Below are 18162 nucleotides of genomic sequence, written 5' to 3' on the forward strand. Positions count from 1 at the left end.
ACGCGAGCACACGAACGGGCGCAGTACCGTGGCTGAATGTGGACCAGCGCACCCTCCTGATCACATTTACCGGCCCTGACCGCCCGGGCGTTACTTCGAGACTTTTCTCCGTCCTGTCTGGTTTTCCGGTGACCGTGGCCGACATCGAGCAGGTCGTCATCCGCGGCAGGCTCACCCTCGGCGTGCTCGTCGCCTACGCCGGCGGCCCCTCCACCGGCACCGGCACCACGCTCGGCGCCATGTGGACCGCCGTCGAGCAGATCGCCGAGGACCTCGGCATGGAGGTCGAGCTCTCCACCGGCTCCACGGCCAAGGAACAGCGCCGCCGCGGCCGGCTGTCGGTCAGCGTCCTCGGCCCCACCCTCCAGCCCGCCGCCATCGCCGGCATCGCCGGGCGCATCGCCGCCGCCGGCGCCAACATCGACCGCATCGAACGCCTTGCCCAGTGGCCCGTCACCTGCATCGAGCTGTCCGTCTCCGGCGCCAACCCCGACGCCCTGCGCATCGAGCTCGCCGCCGAGGCCGCCCTCCAGCAGGTTGACGTCGCCGTGCAGCGCACCGGGCTGTCCCGGCGGGCCAAGCGGCTCATCGTCATGGACGTCGACTCCACCCTCATCCAGGGCGAGGTCATCGAGCTGCTCGCCGCCCACGCCGGCTGCCTCGACGAGGTCGCCCGCGTCACCGAGGAGGCCATGCGCGGCGAACTCGACTTCGCCGAATCGCTGCGCCGCCGCGTCGCCCTCCTCGAAGGGCTGCCCGCCGAGGTGTTCGAGCAGGTGCGCAAGGAAGTCGTGCTCACCCCCGGCGCCCGTACCCTCGTCCGCACCCTCAAGCGGCTCGACTACCGCTTCGCCATCGTCAGCGGCGGCTTCACCCAGATCACCGACGCGCTCGTCGACGACCTCGGCATCGACTACTCCGCCGCCAACGTGCTCGAAGTCGTCGACGGCAAGCTCACCGGCCGCGTCGTCGGCGAGATCGTCGACCGCCCCGGCAAGGCCAGGGCCCTGGAGCGGTTCGCCAAGGAGGCCGGGCTGCCCATCAGCCAGACCGTCGCCATCGGCGACGGCGCCAACGACCTCGACATGATCGCCACCGCCGGGCTCGGCGTCGCCTTCAACGCCAAACCCGTCGTCCGGCAGGCCGCCGACACCGCCGTCAACACGCCCTACCTCGACTCCATCCTCTACCTGCTCGGCATCTCCCGGGACGAGGTCGAGGCCGCCGACGCCGAGGACGCGCTGCTCACGGCTCCTTGGGGTCCCACAGCGTGACCAGGCGGCCGCCGCCCGGCCACAGCTCCGCCCACGCCGACTCCACCTCCATCACCGCGAACGCCCCCGGCCGGAAGCCGAAATCGCCGCCCGTGAGCTGCATCGCCAGATCCAGGGCGCCCGGATTGTGCCCGCACAGCACCACCGTCCGGCGCTCCGGATCCGCCCTGCGCACGATCTCCAGCAGCTCCTCCGGCCAGGCGCCGTAGACGTCCCGCTGGTAGTCGACCTCGACGCCCGGGAAGGCCAGCTCTGCGGTGCGCGTGGTGCGCCGGCTCGGCGAGCAGATCACCAGGTCGGGCTCCAGGCCCAGCGCCCTGATCTCCGCCCCCGCCCGCACCGCGTCACGCTCGCCCCGCTCCGTCAGCGGCCGCTCCCGGTCCGGGACGCCGGCGTCCTGGGCGGCCTTGGCGTGCCGCAGCACGATCAACGTACGCGGCCCCGTCATCTCGACGCCCACACGGCCAGCCCTACGAGCACCGCCAGGATCGCCAGCATCGCGAGCAGGATGATGGCCAGCGTCTTCCCGCCGTTGGGCGGCTTCTCGTCCATCCGCCCAGTTTCCCACCGGGGCCGCCCGCCCGGCGAACACCCCTCCCGGATGACCACGGCCGCACCGTAACGCCCGGGGGGATCGCGGACGGGTCAGGAGGGGGCGGGGCCGGTCGGGAGGCTACGGGGCGGGGCGCTCACAGGCCGGTCGGGAGGCTACGGGGAGTGCTCACCGGGGCAGGCACTGCGAACGCCCGCCCCCAGGCTCGGGAGCGGGCGTTCGCGGGCGGGTCAGGAGGCCACGGGCTCCTGCTCGCGGTGGTTGTCGTTGTTGGCCGGCTCGGCGTTCACCGAGCGGCGCTTGGAGACGATGATGGCCACGACCACCACGCCCACGGCCACCACGGTCATCCCGATGCGCAGCATCGCGTTGTCCGCGTACAGCACCACGGCCGGCGCGACCAGGAGCGCCACCAGGTTCATCACCTTGATCAGCGGGTTGATGGCCGGACCGGCGGTGTCCTTGAACGGGTCGCCGACGGTGTCGCCGATGACCGTGGCCGCGTGGGCCTCGGACCCCTTGCCGCCGTGGTGACCGTCCTCGACGAGCTTCTTGGCGTTGTCCCAGGCGCCGCCCGAGTTGGACAGGAACACCGCCATGAGCGTGCCGCACGCGATGGCCCCGGCGAGGAACGCGCCCAGCGGCGCGTAACCCATCGCGAAGCCGACCGCGATCGGCGTCATGACCGCCAGCAGGCCGGGCGTGGCCAGCTCGCGCAGCGAGTCGCGGGTGCAGATGTCGACGACGCGCCCGTACTCGGGCTTCACGCTGCCGTCCATGATGCCCGGGTTGTTGCGGAACTGGTCGCGTACCTCGAAGACCACGCGCATCGCGGCGCGGCCGACGGCCGAGATCGCCAGTCCGGAGAACAGGAACACCACCGCGGCGCCGATGATGAGGCCCACCAGCACGTTCGGCGCGTCGATGCCCAGGTTGAACACGGCGCCCTGCGGCAGCTCGCTCTCCACTGCCGTCCGGAACGCCCCGAACAGCGCGGTGGCCGCGAGCACCGCCGTGGCGATCGCGATGCCCTTGGTGATGGCCTTGGTGGTGTTGCCGACCGCGTCGAGGCTGGTGAGGACGCGGGCGCCCTCGCCCTCGACGTCGCCGGACATCTCGGCGATGCCCTGCGCGTTGTCGGAGACCGGGCCGAAGGTGTCCATGGAGACGATGACGCCGACGGTGGTCAGCAGCCCGGTGCCGGCGAGCGCGACGGCGAACAGCGCGACCGTCACGTTGCCGAACCCGAGCAGGAACGCGCCGTAGACCGCGCCGCCGATGATCAGCGCCGAGTAGACGGCCGACTCCAGGCCGACGCTGATGCCGGCCAGGATGACGGTCGCCGGGCCGGTCGCCGAGCTCTCGCCGATCTCGCGCACCGGGCGGCGGTTGGTCTCGGTGAAGTAGCCGGTGAGCAGCTGGATGGCGCTGGCCAGGACCAGTCCGATGAGCACCGCGCCGATGGCGATGATCCGCGGGTCGGCGTCGGACTGCACCTGCGCGCCGCTCAGGCCGCTGAAGCTGCTGGGCAGGTACCAGAACGCGGCGGCGGCGACCAGCACCGCCGAGATCGCCGCGGAGATGAAGAAGCTGCGGTTGATCGCGGCCATGCCGTTGCGGTCGCGGTCGCGCATGCGGGTGACGAAGATGCCGATGATCGCGGTGAGCACGCCGATCATCGGGACGATCAGCGGGAAGATCAGCCCTTCCTCGCCGAAGGCCACCCGGCCCAGGATGAGGCTCGCGACGAGCATGACGGCGTAGGACTCGAACAGGTCGGCCGCCATGCCGGCGCAGTCGCCGACGTTGTCGCCCACGTTGTCGGCGATGGTCGCGGCGTTGCGCGGGTCGTCCTCAGGGATGCCCTGCTCGACCTTGCCGACCAGGTCGGCGCCCACGTCGGCGGCCTTGGTGAAGATGCCGCCGCCGACACGCATGAACATCGCGAGCAGCGCGGCGCCGAAGCCGAAGCCTTCGAGCACGCCCGGCGCGTTGCCCTGGTAGAAGAAGACGACGACGGCCGCGCCCAGCAGGCCGAGGCCCACCGTGAACATGCCGGCCACGCCGCCGGTGCGGAACGCGATGCGCATCGCGCGCTTCTCGCCCGATTCGCGGGCGGCCGCGGCGACGCGCACGTTGCCGCGCACGGCCAGCCACATGCCCATGAACCCGGTCAGCGCGGAGAAAACCGCCCCGACCACGAAGAAGATCGAGCGGCCGACACGTACGTCGGTCTCGCCCGGAAGCAGCAGCAACAGGAAGGGGATCACGACGACGAAGATCGCCAGCGTACGGAACTGCCGCGTCAGATATGCGGCTGCCCCTTCCTGCACGGCACGGGCGATGTTCTGCATGCGCTCCGTGCCCTGGTCAGCGGCCAGCACCTCGCGCACCAGACCGCCGGCGACGGCTAGCGCGATCAGCGCGACCGCGGCGACCACGATCACAATGGTGAGATTGCTCGAACTCAGGGCCAGATTGGACGCTGGCTCCAGTGCCAGCAGATGGCTTGACATCGTTCTCCTCGGCAAGACCGGTCGTCCTGCCCGGGCGGTGCTGCAATATCGGCGGGCGGTGCGGCACCATCCGGGTTGTGGGTGCCGCTTCCGGTTGAATCCGCAGTGTGCGCCGGATCACCTTGGCCGGTGCCGGGAGTCTACGCAGGGGATTCGCAGATATGAAGGCTCTGAGGGCGGGCATTTGCGCGCCTGTCCAGTAAGCCCCAGACAGGACGGCGATTCGCGAAGTAGAAGATGATATTTCCGGCACTTTACGGGCGTGACTACTGCGAGAAAAGTGCTGACCGAAAATGCCGCCCGGGCGTTTCGCCGATCTTCCCCATTGCCGGGCCCGAGCCACGTCGCAGCCCCGCGCCGCTCATCGGCCACCGGTCAGAGGCGGGTGCACTGGCGGTAGCAGCTCCAGGTTCGCCCGAAGGCCCCCAGAAGCTCGTACGTGCACGCACCGCCCCCGGACCGCGCAACTGCCCTCAACCGGCCGCACGGACGCTTGTGACGGCCCTACAGCGCCCCCGACGCCCCGTCGAGCCGGCGAAGACCAGACACCGAGCTCTCACCGAGCGGCCCTGGCCCCCCAAACCCTCCCACATCAACCCCAAGGGCTCCGCACCATCCCCCAGCACCCCCACCGATCGCCCAAGCCCTCGGCTGATGACCCCGCCGGCCACCTCGCACGCCGAACCCATCGGCCGTCTCGCTTGGCCCCCCACCGGCCGTCCCACAAGCTGACCCCGCCGCCACCTCGCGTGGCCACTCCACCGGCCGTCTCGCAGGCCGACCCCGCCAGCCACCTCGCATGGCCACCCCCGGCCGTCTCGCAGGCCGACCCCGCCAGCCACCTCGCGTGGCCACCCCACCGGCTGCCCAGTCCGGGCGGCGGGCTAGCCACAACGCCCGTTCACTCGCTTCGCAGGTGTCACGCCCTTGCGGCAGCCTCCTGCGCCCGTCCCCGTTCACCGCCTTCGCCGGATCGGCACGGAGCCCGCCTTCGCCTCTCCCCTGCGGTTCGCGGCGGCCCCGACCGCATGGCACCCGTACCGACGCTCCTGCACAGCCCACGGCAGGGCGCGGGCAGGAGGGCGGGAGCAGGAGGGCCGGTGGCTTCGGGCCAAGGGCCGGGGCCGGGGGCCGGGGCCGGGGCCGGGGGCCGGGGGCCGGGGCCGGGGGCCGGGGGCCGGAGGGTCGGAGGGTCGGAGGGTCGGAGGGTCGGAGGGCCGGAGGGCCGGAGGCGGAGGGTCGAGGCATCGGACGCCCACGCACCGCCTGCCTGGCTCCGATACCCCGTACATCGCGCCGTACATCACAGGCGGGACCGTACGCCGCTCAGGCCGGGCGGAGGGCGGAGGGCGCGGGAGAGCACCCCGCCCATCCCCACGCGGGAGAGGGCCGAAGGACGGCCTCAAGTGCCACGGGAGGCCGGCAAGCACGGCGATGCGATCCCGGCAGACATGGGGGCCGGGCTGGAATCGATGAACGCCCTGCCCCTCCCTCGCGTTGGGGGTGCGCGGGAGGGGGTGGGTGGTCAGCCGGTTCGGCCGTTGGCCACGGCGGGCCAGCTCATGCGGATGCGCATGCCCTTGGGGCTGGGGAAGACCTCGACGTCGTCCGCCAGGCCCGCGATGACCGCGATGCCGAAGCCGGACATGAACGAGTCGGAGAGCATGCCCAGATCGAGGGGTTGTTCCTGTTTGATCTCGTCGCTGGGCGCCTGGTCGCTGACCGTGACCTCGAAACGCCCGGAATCGTCTCGGAGCTCGATGCGGATGGGCTCGCCCGGGCAGTGGACGCGATGCGCCTCGACCGCCCGGGAACACGCCTCACCCACGGCGAGCCTGACTTCGTCCAGCAGGGACTCCTCCACGCCGGTGCGCCGGGCTATCGCGGTCGCGACCAGCCGGGCGGTCCGCACATGCGCGGGAAGAGCGCTGAACGTCAGCTCGACAGTGGCCATCTACTTGTCTTTGCCGTGAGCTTCCTTGGCCTCGTCGACCGAAGCGTAGATCCCGAAGACCTTGGTCAGACCGGTGATCCGGAAGATCTTGAGGATGCGCTCCTGGGTGCACACCAGCTCAAGGGAGCCGTCGTGGGCGCGGACTCGCTTGAGCCCGCCGACCAGGACGCCAAGACCGGTCGAGTCGAGGAAGTCGACCTTCTCCATGTTGACGAGAAGGTGGAAGTTGCCCTTGTTCACCAGGTCGATGAGAAGCTCACGCAATCTCGGCGCCGTGTAGACATCGATCTCACCCTCGACCTCGACGATGGTGAGTCGGTCCTCGTTGTGGTGATCCAACTTCAGATCCACAGATCCTCCAGCGCCTCGCCTGCGAAAGTACTCTTGCGGGCCTGGCAGTCTGGAGCGGGGCTCCCGACTGTCGGACCCTGACGCGCGGCATTCAACCACGCGTCTGGCTTGTGTCTATACGAAATCACGATTCCCGGCGACTTTGCCCACGGACGCAGACTGGAAACAGTGACTTCCTCCGCTTCCTCCCCACACCGAACGGGTCCACTCCTCCAACACCTGCTCGGAGTTCCCGCACGTCATGAGCGTGTCACCCATGTGGAGCATGTTCCAGCACGTCAAGCGGGTCAAGTGGGATGGCCGAAATGGGCGCCGGAAGTCCTGGTTACGCGCTTGGCGAACCGGGGCGTGGCGGGGCTCTGGTCACATCAGTACGAAGCAGCCGACCTGGCTCACCGTGGCCTAAACGTGATCATCTCCACAGGAACAGCGTCCGGGAAGTCGCTCGCGTACCTCACCCCGGCGGTCGCCTCATGTCTCGACGGCGGCACCGTCCTCTATCTCACGCCGACCAAGGCGCTGGCCGCCGACCAGCTCCGCAGTCTCCGCGACCTGCGCATCACCCAGGTGCGCGCGGCCTGCTTCGACGGCGACACGCCGTTCGAGGAACGTACGTGGGTGCGCAAGCACGCCAACTACGTCCTGACCAATCCCGACATGCTGCACCGGAGCATCCTGCCCCGGCATGCGCAGTGGTCGTCGTTCTTCCGGCGGCTGCGGCTCGTGGTCGTCGACGAGTGCCACGGCTACAGGGGCGTGTTCGGCTCCCACGTCGCGCAGATCCTGCGCCGCCTGCGCCGCATCGCGGCCCGCTACGGTAGCCGCCCGGCGTTCCTGCTCGCCTCGGCGACGGCCAGCGAGCCCGGAACGTTCGCCAAGCGGCTCACGGGGCTCGACATGGCCGAGGTGACCGAGGACGGCTCGCCCAAGGGCGCGACCACCATCGCGCTGTGGGAGCCGCCCCTGACGGAGCTGCGCGGCGAGGGCGGCGCCCCCGTCCGCCGCACCGCCACGGCCGAGGCCGCGGACCTGCTGGCGGACCTGGTCCTCGCCGACGTCCGCACCCTCGCCTTCGTCCGTTCGCGACGCGGCGCCGAAACGGTCGCCCTCACGGCCCGCGCCAAACTCGCCGACGTAGCCTTCTCCCTCTCCGCCACCCACCCCCACCTCGCCACCAGCCCCGGCACCCCTAACACCGCCGCCCACACCGGACGTGAGCCCACCCCCGCCAACGACCCCACCCCCGCTCCCGCCCCCGACCGAGGCCCCGACCCCTCCCCTGGCTTCAGCGCCACCCCGGGCCAGAGCGCCACCTCTACTCCCGACCTCGACCAGAGCCACGACACCAGCCGTGAGTTCAACGCCAGGCCCGAGGAGCGGCCAGGACCCGGCGCCAGCGCCCACGAGGGCCAGCACGCGGACCAAGCTCCGGACGGATACGCGCCGGCGTGCCGGGACCAGGACGCGGACCAGGCCCGGGACCAGGACGGATACCGGGACCGGGACAAAAATCGAAACCAGGAGCAGGACGGACACCAGGACCGATCCCCGAATCCGGACCGGGTAGCGGCGCCTTCGGACACGTTGTCTTGGGCGCTTCCCGAGACCACCGACTGGGCCGCTCTTCCCGAGAAGGTCGCCGCGTACCGGGCGGGATACCTGGCCGAGGACCGCAGGCTCCTGGAGAAGGCCCTGCGCTCCGGGACCCTCATGGGCCTGGCCACCACGAACGCCCTGGAGCTGGGCGTGGACGTGTCCGGCCTGGACGCGGTGCTGATCGCCGGGTGGCCGGGCACCCGGGCTTCCCTGTGGCAGCAGGCGGGCCGGGCCGGGCGCGACGGCAGAGACGCGCTCGCCGTGCTCATCGCGCGCGACGACCCCCTCGACACCTACCTCGTCCACCACCCCCAAGCCCTGTTCGGCCAGCCCGTCGAGGCGATCGTGCTGGACCCTGGCAACCCGTACGTCCTCGGCCCTCACCTGTGCGCGGCCGCCGCCGAGATCCCGCTCACGGACGACGACCTATCGCTGTTCGGCGACACCACGGCGGACGTCCTCGACACCCTGGTCTCCGACGGGCTGCTGCGCCGCCGGCCCGCCGGATGGTTCTGGACCAAGCGCGAGCGCGCCACCGACCTGGCCGACATCCGGGGCGGCGGCGGTGCGCCGATCCACGTGGTGGAGTCGTCGACCGGCCGCCTGCTGGGCAGCGTGGACGAGCCGTCCTCGCACACCACCGTCCACACCGGCGCCATCTATCTCCACCAGGGCGAGACGTACCTGGTGGAGCTCCTGGACCTGGAAGCCGGCGTGGCGCTGGTCTCGCGCTCCGAACCTGACTACTCCACGTTCGCCCGCGACATTACGGACATCTCCATCCTCGCCACGCTGCGCTCCCAGCCACTCGGGCCCGGCACCCTTCACTTCGGCGACGTGGAGGTGACCCGGCAGGTCGTCTCCTATCTCAAGCGCCGCCTCCAATCCGGCGAGATGCTCGGCGACGAGCCCCTCGACCTGCCGCCGCGCACGCTGCGCACCCGCGCGGTCTGGTGGACGCTTCCCGCCTCCGTGGTGACCACCCTGGCCGAGGACGGCTTCGACCTGGGCGGCGCCGCCCATGCCGCCGAACACGCCGCCATCGGCCTCCTCCCCCTCTTCGCCACCTGCGACCGCTGGGACATCGGCGGCGTCTCCACCGAACTGCACGCCGACACCGGCCTGCTCACCGTGTTCGTGTACGACGGGCACGAGGGCGGCGCCGGTTTCGCCGAACGCGGTTTCGCCCGCGCCACCGATTGGCTCACTGCCACCCGTGAAGCCATCGCCTCCTGCGAATGCGAACGCGGCTGCCCGTCGTGCATCCAATCCCCCAAGTGCGGCAACGGCAACGACCCCTTGGACAAACGCGGCGCCCTCCGCCTCCTCGGCACCCTCCTCAGTTCCTGACTCGGAGTACGTATTGCGGGCGAGGCGCGTAGCGGCTTAATCGTCCCTTGAACGATAAGCTCCGCGGCCTCCCGTCATCGTGTGACTATGAGTTACCAAGAGCCCGCTCCGCCACGCTCCAACGGGCGGTGTTGGGGAGCAGTGAATAGGCCGCATGAAGCGCTGGATATAACAAACACCTGAACCGGACGACTTTTGCGATCTTCCATAATTCGAGAGATTTTGGGGCGCAGAAATAGCCAAATCGCTAGGCCGAAATACCTGGCCGAAGCCCGCACGCTCTGGCAGCGCCGGATAAGGCTCTAAGGACGCGGGGGCGCGTAAGCGACGGATTCATGGGGCGGGGCCTGCTCTGGCTCTGCCGGTGAGGGTGCGGGGGCCGAGGGCGGGGAGCGTGATCTGGAGTGAGGTCCAGACGTCCGCCACCTGGCCGGTGATCGTGCAGTTCGCCAGGTGGACGCCGTTCTGGGAGGCCACCGTCTCGGCGTGGGTGCAGGCGGATTCGGGGTCGATCAGGGCGAGCTTGGCCGCCGCCAGGGCGCTCAGGTCGGCGGCGGCGTTGACGCGGTGGCGGGCAACGCGGGCGGCGCCCACTATGGCGAAGGCGGTGGCCACGGCCATCAGGAGGGCCATGAGGGCCACACCCCAGAGCGTGGCTGAGCCTCGGTCGGCGCGTTGGGCGGGCATGTCGTCCTTCCTCCCTGCTGGGGCGATGGGGCGAGGGTCAGGGTTCTGTGGCGGCTGTGGCTGATGCCGTTACGGGGACCGCCGGGAGGGCGGGGCCCCACGGGGGGCGTACGTCCACCGAGATCTTCACGGAGGTCTGGTCTGCGTTGCGCGTTATGTCTACGAGGGCTGAGGGGCGGACAGCCGAGTGGACGAGGGCGCGTACCTGGTCGAGTGGCTCGCCTCGGGCAGCGGCCCTGGCTGCCGTACGGGCGGCGTCGACGCACTCCAGGTGGACGGTGACCGCGTGGATGGCCCACAGTGCGGCGGCCAGGACGATCATGAGGGCCGGCAGCATCGCGGCGGTCTCGGCGGTGACCGAGCCGCGCGATGCTGACCGGCTCCCACGGTTGGAGGCGGACCTGGTCATCCGTTGGTGTTGAGCGCCTGGTCTATGAGCTTGGAGAGCATTTCTTGCACTTCGGGGCTGCTGACCACCTTGAACAAGAGTGCGGCGAACGCGCAGGCGGCGATCGTGCCGACGGCGTACTCGGCCGTGGACATGCCCCGGTCTCGTAGAGGGCCGGTGCAGCGGGACCAGCGGCTGGCCCACCATCCGGAGTTGCTGTGGTCAGTGGTGGTGATGGGGGCGGTCTCTGGGGTCTCGTCGGGAGTGGGGACGCGCATTTTGCCTCCAGGTGCTCGGTGCCGGAGTGAGGTGGGACCGGCGTTGCCGGGTGCAAGCGTCGCTCAGGAGGGGCCTGCGATTGCGGGCCGAATGGCGTTCTGGGGATTGCCGGAGATTCGGTTGTCCCGGGCTGTGGATATCGCGCGCCCGGCGTGTAACTGGGCCGACAGGGAGCTCCAGCGGGACGGTTAGGGCGATTTGAGTGGTCCGTAGTCCGTTGGCCAAGGCGTGGAGATACGCGGGAAGTTAAGCTCAAAAGGCGGCCCGGCCTTGGCGACGGAAGGAAGCGCCCGATGTCAGATGACTCGCATCTTTCGGTCAGGGCTTCTGATGCCGAGCGTGATTCGGTTATCGACCTGTTGAGCGAGCAGGCCGCGCAGGGTCGTTTGACGCTGGCGGAGCTGGAAGAACGCATCGAGCACGCCCACTCCGCCAGGACCATGGGCGAACTGCAGACGCTCACCCGCGATCTGCCGACCGGCACCGACCAGCCGCCGGCGCGCAGGAAGGCGACGCGGTGGCTCGTATCCGTGATGGGCAGCTTCGCCAAGGTGGGCCGATGGCGAGCGGGACGCCGCGTCACGGCGCTGTCCCTGATGGGCAGCGGCGACATCGACCTGCGCGGCGCGGAGATCGAAGGCGAAGAGGTCACGTTGACCGCCATCGCCGTCATGGGAGGCTTCGACATCTACGTGCCGGACAGCATCGACCTGGAGGTCACCGGGTTCTCGCTGATGGGCGGGCACGACCAGCGGGGCAGCCGCCAGCCGCCGCGCACGGGAGCGCCGCTCGTACGGGTGCGCGTCTACGCCCTCATGGGTGGTACGGACATCTGGCGGGTTCCGGCCGAGATGGAAGCGGCGTCGTTGAAGCGGTTGAGAAAGGCCGCCAAGGCGCTGGAGAAGTGATCCTTCCGTCCCGGCGTCGAAACCTCCGGCCAACAGGTCGGAATGTACGCCGACCGTGGCGGGGCCACCCGTTGCACGCCTGGCTCATGCCCGCTGCCACGGCTTCGGACCGCCCCATCGCCGGGTGGCGCAAGAGCGACGGACTGTGGGGATGCCGGTGGTTGTCGTGTGCTGGGTCATCAGGGGAGGACGATGCTGGTCGCGAGGCCGGCTACGACGGGGATGATGCCCAGCAGGACGAAGGCCGGTAGGAAGCAGAGGCCCAGGGGCGCCACTGCCTTGACGCCGACCCTGCGGGCCGCGGCCACCGAGGCGGCTCGGGATGATTCGCGGGCGTCGTCGGCGAGGCGGGTCAGTACGTCGGCCACCGGGGCGCCGCTCTGGGCGGCTCGGCTCATCGCCCTGGAGAGTTGCGCCGTGGCCGGATCGCGGGCGAGGAAGGCCCAGGTGGGTTCGGGGTCTGCGCCGAGGCGCAGCTGAACGCTCACCCAGGTCAGGCGGTCTCCCAGTGGGCCGCCTATCGCGGTGGCGGCGATCTCCGTGGCGGCGCTGACCGGTTGACCCGCGAGCAGGCACGACGCCATGAGGTCGGCCGCGAACGGCAGGTCGATGGCTATGCGGTGGCGGTCTCGTTGGAGCTCTGGGGGTTCCTTTCGGTGGAGTACGGCGGCGGCCACCGGGGTGACGAGCGCTGCCGTCAGGATGCCTGGGATGCCGCCGACCAGCAGGGCTGTGAGCAGACCCAGGCAGGCGGCGGAGGTGAGGGTGCGGCCGGTCAGGGGGCGTTTGGGGAGGGTGGGGGTCAGCCAGGAAGGGGTTGGGGGCTCGTCCGGGGGCGGGTGGGCTTGGTGGGGATTGGCGGGTTCGGGGAGGAGGGTGGCCAGGCGTTGGGTGGTGGTCGTTGGTGCGGTCCACAGCCAGGCGGCTGAGGCGGCGCAGCAGGCGGCGAGGAGCTCCAGCATCTACGTCCTCACTGTGTCGGGCTCAGGAGTCGGCTGCTCGGGTGGCCATGCGGTGGGTCCACCACAGGCCGCAGGCGTCCAGGGCGACGCCGGCTGCCAGGCAGAGCAGGCCGGGGATGCCGCCGAGGAGGAAATCGAGGGGGTGCATGCCCAGGGCAACGCCCATGAGGAGGCCCAGGGCGGGGAGGACTGCCAGCATTCTGGCCGTGGCGCGGGGGCCGGCGAGTTGGGCCGCCACGTCCTGACGGTGGGCTTGGGCGGTGCGCAGGGTGGCGGCGACGCGTTCGACGAGGGCGGTCAGGCCGGCGCCCACGGTGATGCTGACGTCCCAGCAGGCGGCCAGGCGGCGCAGGCCCTCACCGCCCTGGGCGGGGGCTGCTGACAACAGGGCCGCCGATACGTCGCCGCCGTCTCTCGCGGCGGCGAGAACCGGGCGGAAGGGCTCGGGGTCGGGGAGGTCGACCGCGGTGATGGCTCGGGTCAGGGCCTCACCGGGGGTACGGCCGGCCGACAGTTCGGCGGAGAGGGCATGGCAGAGCTCTATGGAGGCGCGCCGCCAGGCGTCGGCGCGGCGGGCTTGGCTGGTGCGGCGCAGGAGTTGGCCGAGCGGTGGTCGCCCGGGGTTCGTCTGTGGGGTGGTGAGCCTGGTCAGGCGGAGGGTGGCGACGTCGGGGCCGGTCCACAGCCAGACGGCCGTGGCTATCAGGGACGCCGCCACCAGAGCGGCCGTCATCGCGATCTCCAGAGCGGGGCTTCGGCGACGGGTTCAAAGGCGGCGATGGGTTCGCTTGCGGCGATGCGCGGCGCGGTGTTGCAGCCGGGGGTGCTGTCCTCGGACGTGGGTGCACCGGCGGTGGACGGGGAGGGGGAGGTGGGCGCTTCGATCATGGGCGCGCTGCTTGCGGGGGTTGCCTTGGAGGGGGGCATGCCGGTCATCCCTGCGCCGGTCCTGGTGCCGGTTCCGGTTGAGAGGCCGGTCCTGGGGCCGGCGCCTGCTCCGCGGCCCGTCCTGGAGCTGGTGCCAGCCGTGTCGCCGGTTCTGGGGCCGGTGCCTGCCGTGTGGCCGGTTCTGGGGCCGGTGCCTGTTGGGAGGCCGTTTCTGGTTCTGGTTGGAGGGTGGGGGGTCATGTGGATGGTGGGGTGGTCAGGGCGGGGTAGCCGGGGCCTGGGTGAGGGCGGCCGTCGGGGGTGAAGGTCACTGCAGGGATGGCTTCGACCAGGCCGTTCGGGGACCTGGACAGCAGGCAGATTTCCGAGACGCGGCGTTTGCCGTCGCCTCGGCCGCGGGTGAGGTGGATGACGACGTCGAGGGCCGCGGCCAGTTGGCTGTGTACGGCTTCCCGGGTGAGGCCCGCCGCGCAGCCGAGCGCTTCGAGCCGGGGTGGGACGTCGGCCGCTCTGTTGGCGTGGAGGGTGCCGCAGCCGCCCTCGTGGCCGGTGTTGAGGGCGGCCAGCAGGTCGACGACTTCGGCACCCCGTACCTCTCCTACAACCAGGCGGTCGGGGCGCATGCGGAGGGCCTGGCGGACGAGGTCGCGCAGGCCGACACCGCCGGCGCCTTCGAGGTTGGCCGGTCTGGATTCGAGGCGCAGCACGTGCGAGTGAAGGGGGCGGAGCTCGGCCGAGTCTTCGACGAGGAGGAGGCGTTCGCCGGGGTCGGCCAGGGAGAGGAGGGCGGACAGGAGGGTGGTCTTGCCGGTGCCGGTGCCGCCGGTGACGAGGAAGGCGCGTCTGGTCGACACCAAGGTGGTGAGCAGGGGGACGGCCTCGGGGGTGATCGTGCCGGCCGACACCAGGTCGTCGAGGGTGAAGGTGCGGCGGGGCGGCAGCCGTAGGGAAATGCTGGTGCCGCCGGAGGCAATCGGCGGGAGGACGGCGTGCAGGCGTACGCCGCCGGTCAGGCGGGCGTCGACGTACGGTGAGGCGTCGTCTAGGCGGCGGCCCGCGGCGGCGGCGAGGCGCTGGGCGAGCCTGCGGACGGCGCCGTCGTCGGTGAACGTGACCGAGGTGAGGCGCAGGCCTTTGCCGTCGTCGACCCAGACCTCGCGGGGGCCGTTGACCAGGACGTCCGTCACGTCGGGCTCGGTCAGGAGGGGCTCCAGGGGGCCTGCGCCGATGAGGTCGGCGCACAGGGCGCGGGCGACGGCGAGGATTTCGGCGTCACCGTAGACGGACTTCTCGGCGCGTAGGGCGACGGCCACCTGGGCGGCGGTTGGTTCCACGCCGGCGCGGGCGAGGCGGACCCGGACGGCTTCGACGAGGTCGGGAGAGACGGCGCGGGGCAGGTCGCGGGCGTCTCCGGAGGAGGTGCGGGGCATGTCCCGGGAGACGGCGTGAGGCAGCTCCCGGGAGGCGGTGCGGGGTATGTCGCTGGTCACCGCGCGGGGCATTTCCCGGGAGGTGGTGCGGGGCACGTCGCTGGTCACCGCGCGGGGCAGATCGCGGGGTTTGTCGGGGGGCGTGGCCGGAGTCATGCGGCGTCCTCGTTCCTGGGGGTCGGGAGGAGGTCGTGGAGGAGGGCTGTGCAGAGGGTGCCCAGGGCGGTGCGGGGGCCGAGTTTGGGGAGTTCGCCGCGGTTGAGGGTGGTGGTCAGGCGGGGCTGGTCGGGCAGGCGGCCGGCCAGGGGGATGCCGAGGGAGGCGGTGGCCGTGGCGTCGTCGACCACGCCGGGGCGGATGACGGCGCGGATGTCGGCCGTGTGGCGACGGGTCTGGCCGAGCACCTGGGCGGCGGCCAGGATGCCGCGCACGTCGGCGGGGGTCAGCAGGAGGGTGCGATCGGATCTGCCGAGGGCTTCCACGGCGGACGGGTCGAGGTGGCGCGGGAGGTCGACGACCACGAGGTCGAAGCCGCGGCGTCCGGCTTCGAGGACCGAGCGCATGGCTTCGGCCGGGATGGGGCGGATCTCGCCCCGGTGGAACGAGAGCACGGCCAGGTCGCCGAAGGCGGGCAGCGCGGCGCGCAGGGCGCGGGGGCTGATGCGACCCTGCCGGGCGACGAGGTCGGCCCAGCGGGCTCCCGGGGTCTCCTCCTGGCCGAGGACCGCGTCGAGGCCGCCGCCCAGCGGGTCGGCATCGACGAGCAGGGTGCGCAGGTGGTCGTGGGAGGCGCGCAGGGCCAGGCAGGCGGCCAGGACGCTGGTGCCCGCGCCGCCCCTGCCGCCGATCAGCGACACGACGGCACCGGCGCGAGGCTCGGGCTCCATCGCGTCGGCGAACCGGTCGACCAGGTGGCGCTCGTCGGCGGGGAGGGCGACGACGGCCTGGGCTCCGGCGGCTACGCAGCGCCGCCAGGTGTCGGGGTCGTCCGGGTCGCGGGTGACGAGGAGGACCTGGTCGCGGGCCGGGGGTGAGGCGGCGGCCACGGCTTCGGCGAGGTCGGCGCCGATGACCACGAGCGGGGCCTGGCTCCAGAACGGGCGAGCGTGGGACGGGACGTGGGCGACGTCGAGCTGGGCGCCGGCTGCGGCGGCTATGCGGACCAGGTCGTCGAGCAGGTCGCGGTCTTCGGAGATGACCAGTGGGCGGGGCATCGGGCCTCCCTGTCGGTTCGGGGAGGACCCACCTTGCGCCCGGCGGGGGTGGCCGCGCGGAGGCGAACGCGGTTCTGGGGATAACGGGCGACGACGGTGCACAGCCTGGGGATAACCAGCAGCTGGGGGTAGCCGGGGGCTGGGGATGGCTGGCTGGCCGAGGACGACCGGCGAGCCGGGCGCGACGGGCAAGCCGGGCGCTGCGGACGGGCCGAGCGGCCGGGCGGGGCCGAGCGGCCCGGACGGGTCGGGCGCGACAGGCGGGGGAGCAAGCCGGGCGCGACGACGTGACGGGAGGCCGGGCGTGACAGCGCGGCGGGCGGACGGGGGGACCCTCGGCGGGCTGGGCGCCCAGCGGGCCGATGGCGACAGGCCGCACCGGTGCACAGGCTGGGGATGGCCACGGTCGCGGCGTGCACAGGTCGGGATGACAGCGCGCCGACCGGGCGGGGATGGGGAGGAAAAGAGGCGACCCCCGCCGGGGGGGAGAGCGGGGGTCGCCGTACCGGTCCGGCTCCGGGGGGGTAGAGCCGGGCCCGTTTCAGAAGAAAGCTTTCATCACTTGACCAGAGCATGGCAAGGCATTGGAAACCAATCCCGTGCACAGCCGAGCAAGTTTCTGGTGATACCACCGTATGCTGCCCGATGGACTCGAGTTTCGTCGAGGAGCAATCTCGCATTTTCGCCAAGTTTTTTCGCCACGACATAACGATCACATAAAGGAGATCACTCAGAGTGATCGTCACGGCTTGGTAACCGGACGGTCGAGGCGGGATGACCGGCGAGGGCGCGCCGGGAGCCTCAGGTCCGAGTAAAGGTCTTGGACCGAGGGCTTCCCATCAGGGGGGATCCGACGTACAAAGGTGTCACGGACCACTTGTCCGGGTGCATCAGCCGGGCACCCACGCGCGACCAGCCGCGGGAGGCGTGTCGAGACGGGCTTGACCCGATCCGACGAATTCAGGTGCACGCTTGGTAACCCGGTGTGATGCACGGCAGACGGCGTCTCATGACTGGGACGCCGTCAGCTATGTCAGCCTCGCTGCATGGCCTCGCAGACGGCGGTCGTCTCGCGTACGCCCAGGGTGACCGCGGAGGCACACTGCTGTATCCACTGCGACACCCCCTCCTGCGTCCCGGTCAGATAGGCGCGCAGGGCGTCGGCGTACGGCTGGTCCAGGTGTCCCACCTCGACGGCGACCAGGGATTTCGGGTCGAGCCCGTACTCCACGAGCGTGAGTCGTTCGGCGGCGCGGGCGACGACGCCGTCGGCCGAGCCGAACGGGCGCAGGACGGCGAGCTCGGCGTGCACGACGGCGGCGAGCACCAGCGCGGGGGCCTTGGTGGGGCCGGCGAGCAGGTCGAAGAGGCTGTCCATCCGGACGACGGCAGCGGCGGCGCTCGGGGCGGGACCGAGGCCGAGCGGGTCGGGGGCGTCGTCGCCGGGGCGCGGGCGGCCGAGCTCGTCGGAGGTCAGGCCGGCGGCGGCGACGGTGTGCAGCCGGGCCAGCACCTGCCGGGGCGCGGTGCGCCAGGTGGGGCCGAGGCGGCCGAGCTCTGCGGAGGCGCGCAGCGCGCCCTGGACGACGGGGTCGTGCACCTCGTCCTTGCGCAGGGCGTCGAGCGGAACGTCGACGCCTTCGAGTGCGGCGGAGGCGCGGGCGCCGCGCAGCGACGACTCGGCGGAGACCGCCGGGCTGGCCCGCCGCAGGACGCGGTGGCGGTAGAGCCGGTCGACGGCCTGGCGGGCGGCGTCGACGGCTTCGGGCACGCCGGGGAACCCCGCGATGACGGCCAATGGGTCACTCACGG

General features: G+C 71.4%; 15 protein-coding genes. 3 read left to right on the plus strand and 12 right to left on the minus strand.

Features of this window, described 5'->3' with window-relative positions; genetic code table 11:
- Positions 1-38: 38 nt before the first annotated feature.
- Complete coding sequence (serB, locus tag ACBI99_RS16070) at positions 39-1274, plus strand: phosphoserine phosphatase SerB (protein WP_219509556.1); 1236 nt, start codon at positions 39-41, stop codon at positions 1272-1274.
- Here the strand turns inward: serB and ACBI99_RS16075 are convergent.
- From ACBI99_RS16075 to ACBI99_RS16090, 4 genes are all read right to left on the minus strand, one after another.
- Positions 1246-1734, minus strand: coding sequence for a histidine phosphatase family protein (locus tag ACBI99_RS16075; RefSeq protein ID WP_375072596.1), 489 nt, complete (start codon positions 1732-1734; stop codon positions 1246-1248). The genes serB and ACBI99_RS16075 overlap by 29 nt on opposite strands.
- A 323-nt stretch (positions 1735-2057) precedes the next feature.
- Positions 2058-4343, minus strand: coding sequence for a sodium-translocating pyrophosphatase (locus tag ACBI99_RS16080; protein WP_219509554.1), 2286 nt, complete (start codon positions 4341-4343; stop codon positions 2058-2060).
- A 1525-nt stretch (positions 4344-5868) separates the two neighbouring features.
- Positions 5869-6297, minus strand: coding sequence for an ATP-binding protein (locus ACBI99_RS16085; protein WP_219509553.1), 429 nt, complete (start codon positions 6295-6297; stop codon positions 5869-5871).
- Positions 6298-6648, minus strand: coding sequence for an STAS domain-containing protein (locus ACBI99_RS16090; RefSeq protein ID WP_020542579.1), 351 nt, complete (start codon positions 6646-6648; stop codon positions 6298-6300).
- Positions 6649-7056: 408 nt separating this feature from the next.
- Here ACBI99_RS16090 and ACBI99_RS16095 point away from each other — a divergent pair, with 408 nt between their 5' ends.
- On the plus strand, positions 7057-9594 hold the full coding sequence (locus ACBI99_RS16095; protein WP_375072597.1) for a DEAD/DEAH box helicase: 2538 nt from the start codon (positions 7057-7059) through the stop codon (positions 9592-9594).
- 333 nt (positions 9595-9927) lie between these two features.
- Here ACBI99_RS16095 and ACBI99_RS16100 read toward each other — a convergent pair whose 3' ends face one another.
- Genes ACBI99_RS16100 through ACBI99_RS16110 form a run of 3 tightly spaced genes read right to left on the minus strand, consistent with a single transcriptional unit; the run spans position 9928 to position 10824 of the window.
- Positions 9928-10281: an Rv3654c family TadE-like protein gene (locus ACBI99_RS16100; RefSeq protein ID WP_219499429.1), complete on the minus strand. Its 354-nt coding sequence runs from the start codon at positions 10279-10281 to the stop codon at positions 9928-9930.
- A gap of 37 nt (positions 10282-10318) precedes the next feature.
- Entirely contained in the window at positions 10319-10690 is a 372-nt protein-coding gene (locus tag ACBI99_RS16105; protein ID WP_219499427.1) for a TadE family type IV pilus minor pilin, read from the minus strand.
- On the minus strand, positions 10687-10824 hold the full coding sequence (locus ACBI99_RS16110) for a DUF4244 domain-containing protein (RefSeq protein WP_219499474.1): 138 nt from the start codon (positions 10822-10824) through the stop codon (positions 10687-10689). Before ACBI99_RS16110 ends, ACBI99_RS16105 begins: the two co-directional genes overlap by 4 nt.
- A 417-nt stretch (positions 10825-11241) precedes the next feature.
- Between ACBI99_RS16110 and ACBI99_RS16115 the strand changes: the two genes are divergently transcribed.
- On the plus strand, positions 11242-11856 hold the full coding sequence (locus tag ACBI99_RS16115; RefSeq protein WP_219499425.1) for a DUF1707 domain-containing protein: 615 nt from the start codon (positions 11242-11244) through the stop codon (positions 11854-11856).
- 179 nt (positions 11857-12035) lie between these two features.
- Here ACBI99_RS16115 and ACBI99_RS16120 read toward each other — a convergent pair whose 3' ends face one another.
- The 5 genes from ACBI99_RS16120 to ACBI99_RS16140 form a co-directional block, all read right to left on the minus strand.
- Positions 12036-12818, minus strand: a complete 783-nt coding sequence (locus ACBI99_RS16120) for a type II secretion system F family protein (RefSeq protein WP_375072598.1) — start codon at positions 12816-12818, stop codon at positions 12036-12038.
- 22 nt (positions 12819-12840) lie between these two features.
- Positions 12841-13551, minus strand: coding sequence for a type II secretion system F family protein (locus tag ACBI99_RS16125; protein WP_375072599.1), 711 nt, complete (start codon positions 13549-13551; stop codon positions 12841-12843).
- 391 nt (positions 13552-13942) lie between these two features.
- Positions 13943-15136 carry a TadA family conjugal transfer-associated ATPase gene (locus ACBI99_RS16130; protein ID WP_375072689.1) on the minus strand — a complete coding sequence of 398 codons (1194 nt, stop codon included), beginning with the start codon at positions 15134-15136 and terminating at the stop codon, positions 13943-13945.
- A 152-nt stretch (positions 15137-15288) separates the two neighbouring features.
- A complete protein-coding gene (gene ssd / locus ACBI99_RS16135) occupies positions 15289-16350 on the minus strand; it encodes a septum site-determining protein Ssd (protein WP_357584751.1) in 1062 nt (353 codons plus the stop codon).
- A gap of 1033 nt (positions 16351-17383) precedes the next feature.
- The gene (locus ACBI99_RS16140; RefSeq protein ID WP_375072600.1) at positions 17384-18160 is read right to left on the minus strand and encodes an oxidoreductase; all 777 of its coding nucleotides are present in this window, start codon (positions 18158-18160) and stop codon (positions 17384-17386) included.
- Between the last annotated feature and the right edge of the window lie 2 nt (positions 18161-18162).

This window comes from Nonomuraea sp. ATR24 (assembly GCF_041950485.1).
GTDB classification, from domain to species: Bacteria; Actinomycetota; Actinomycetes; order Streptosporangiales; family Streptosporangiaceae; genus Nonomuraea; species Nonomuraea ceibae.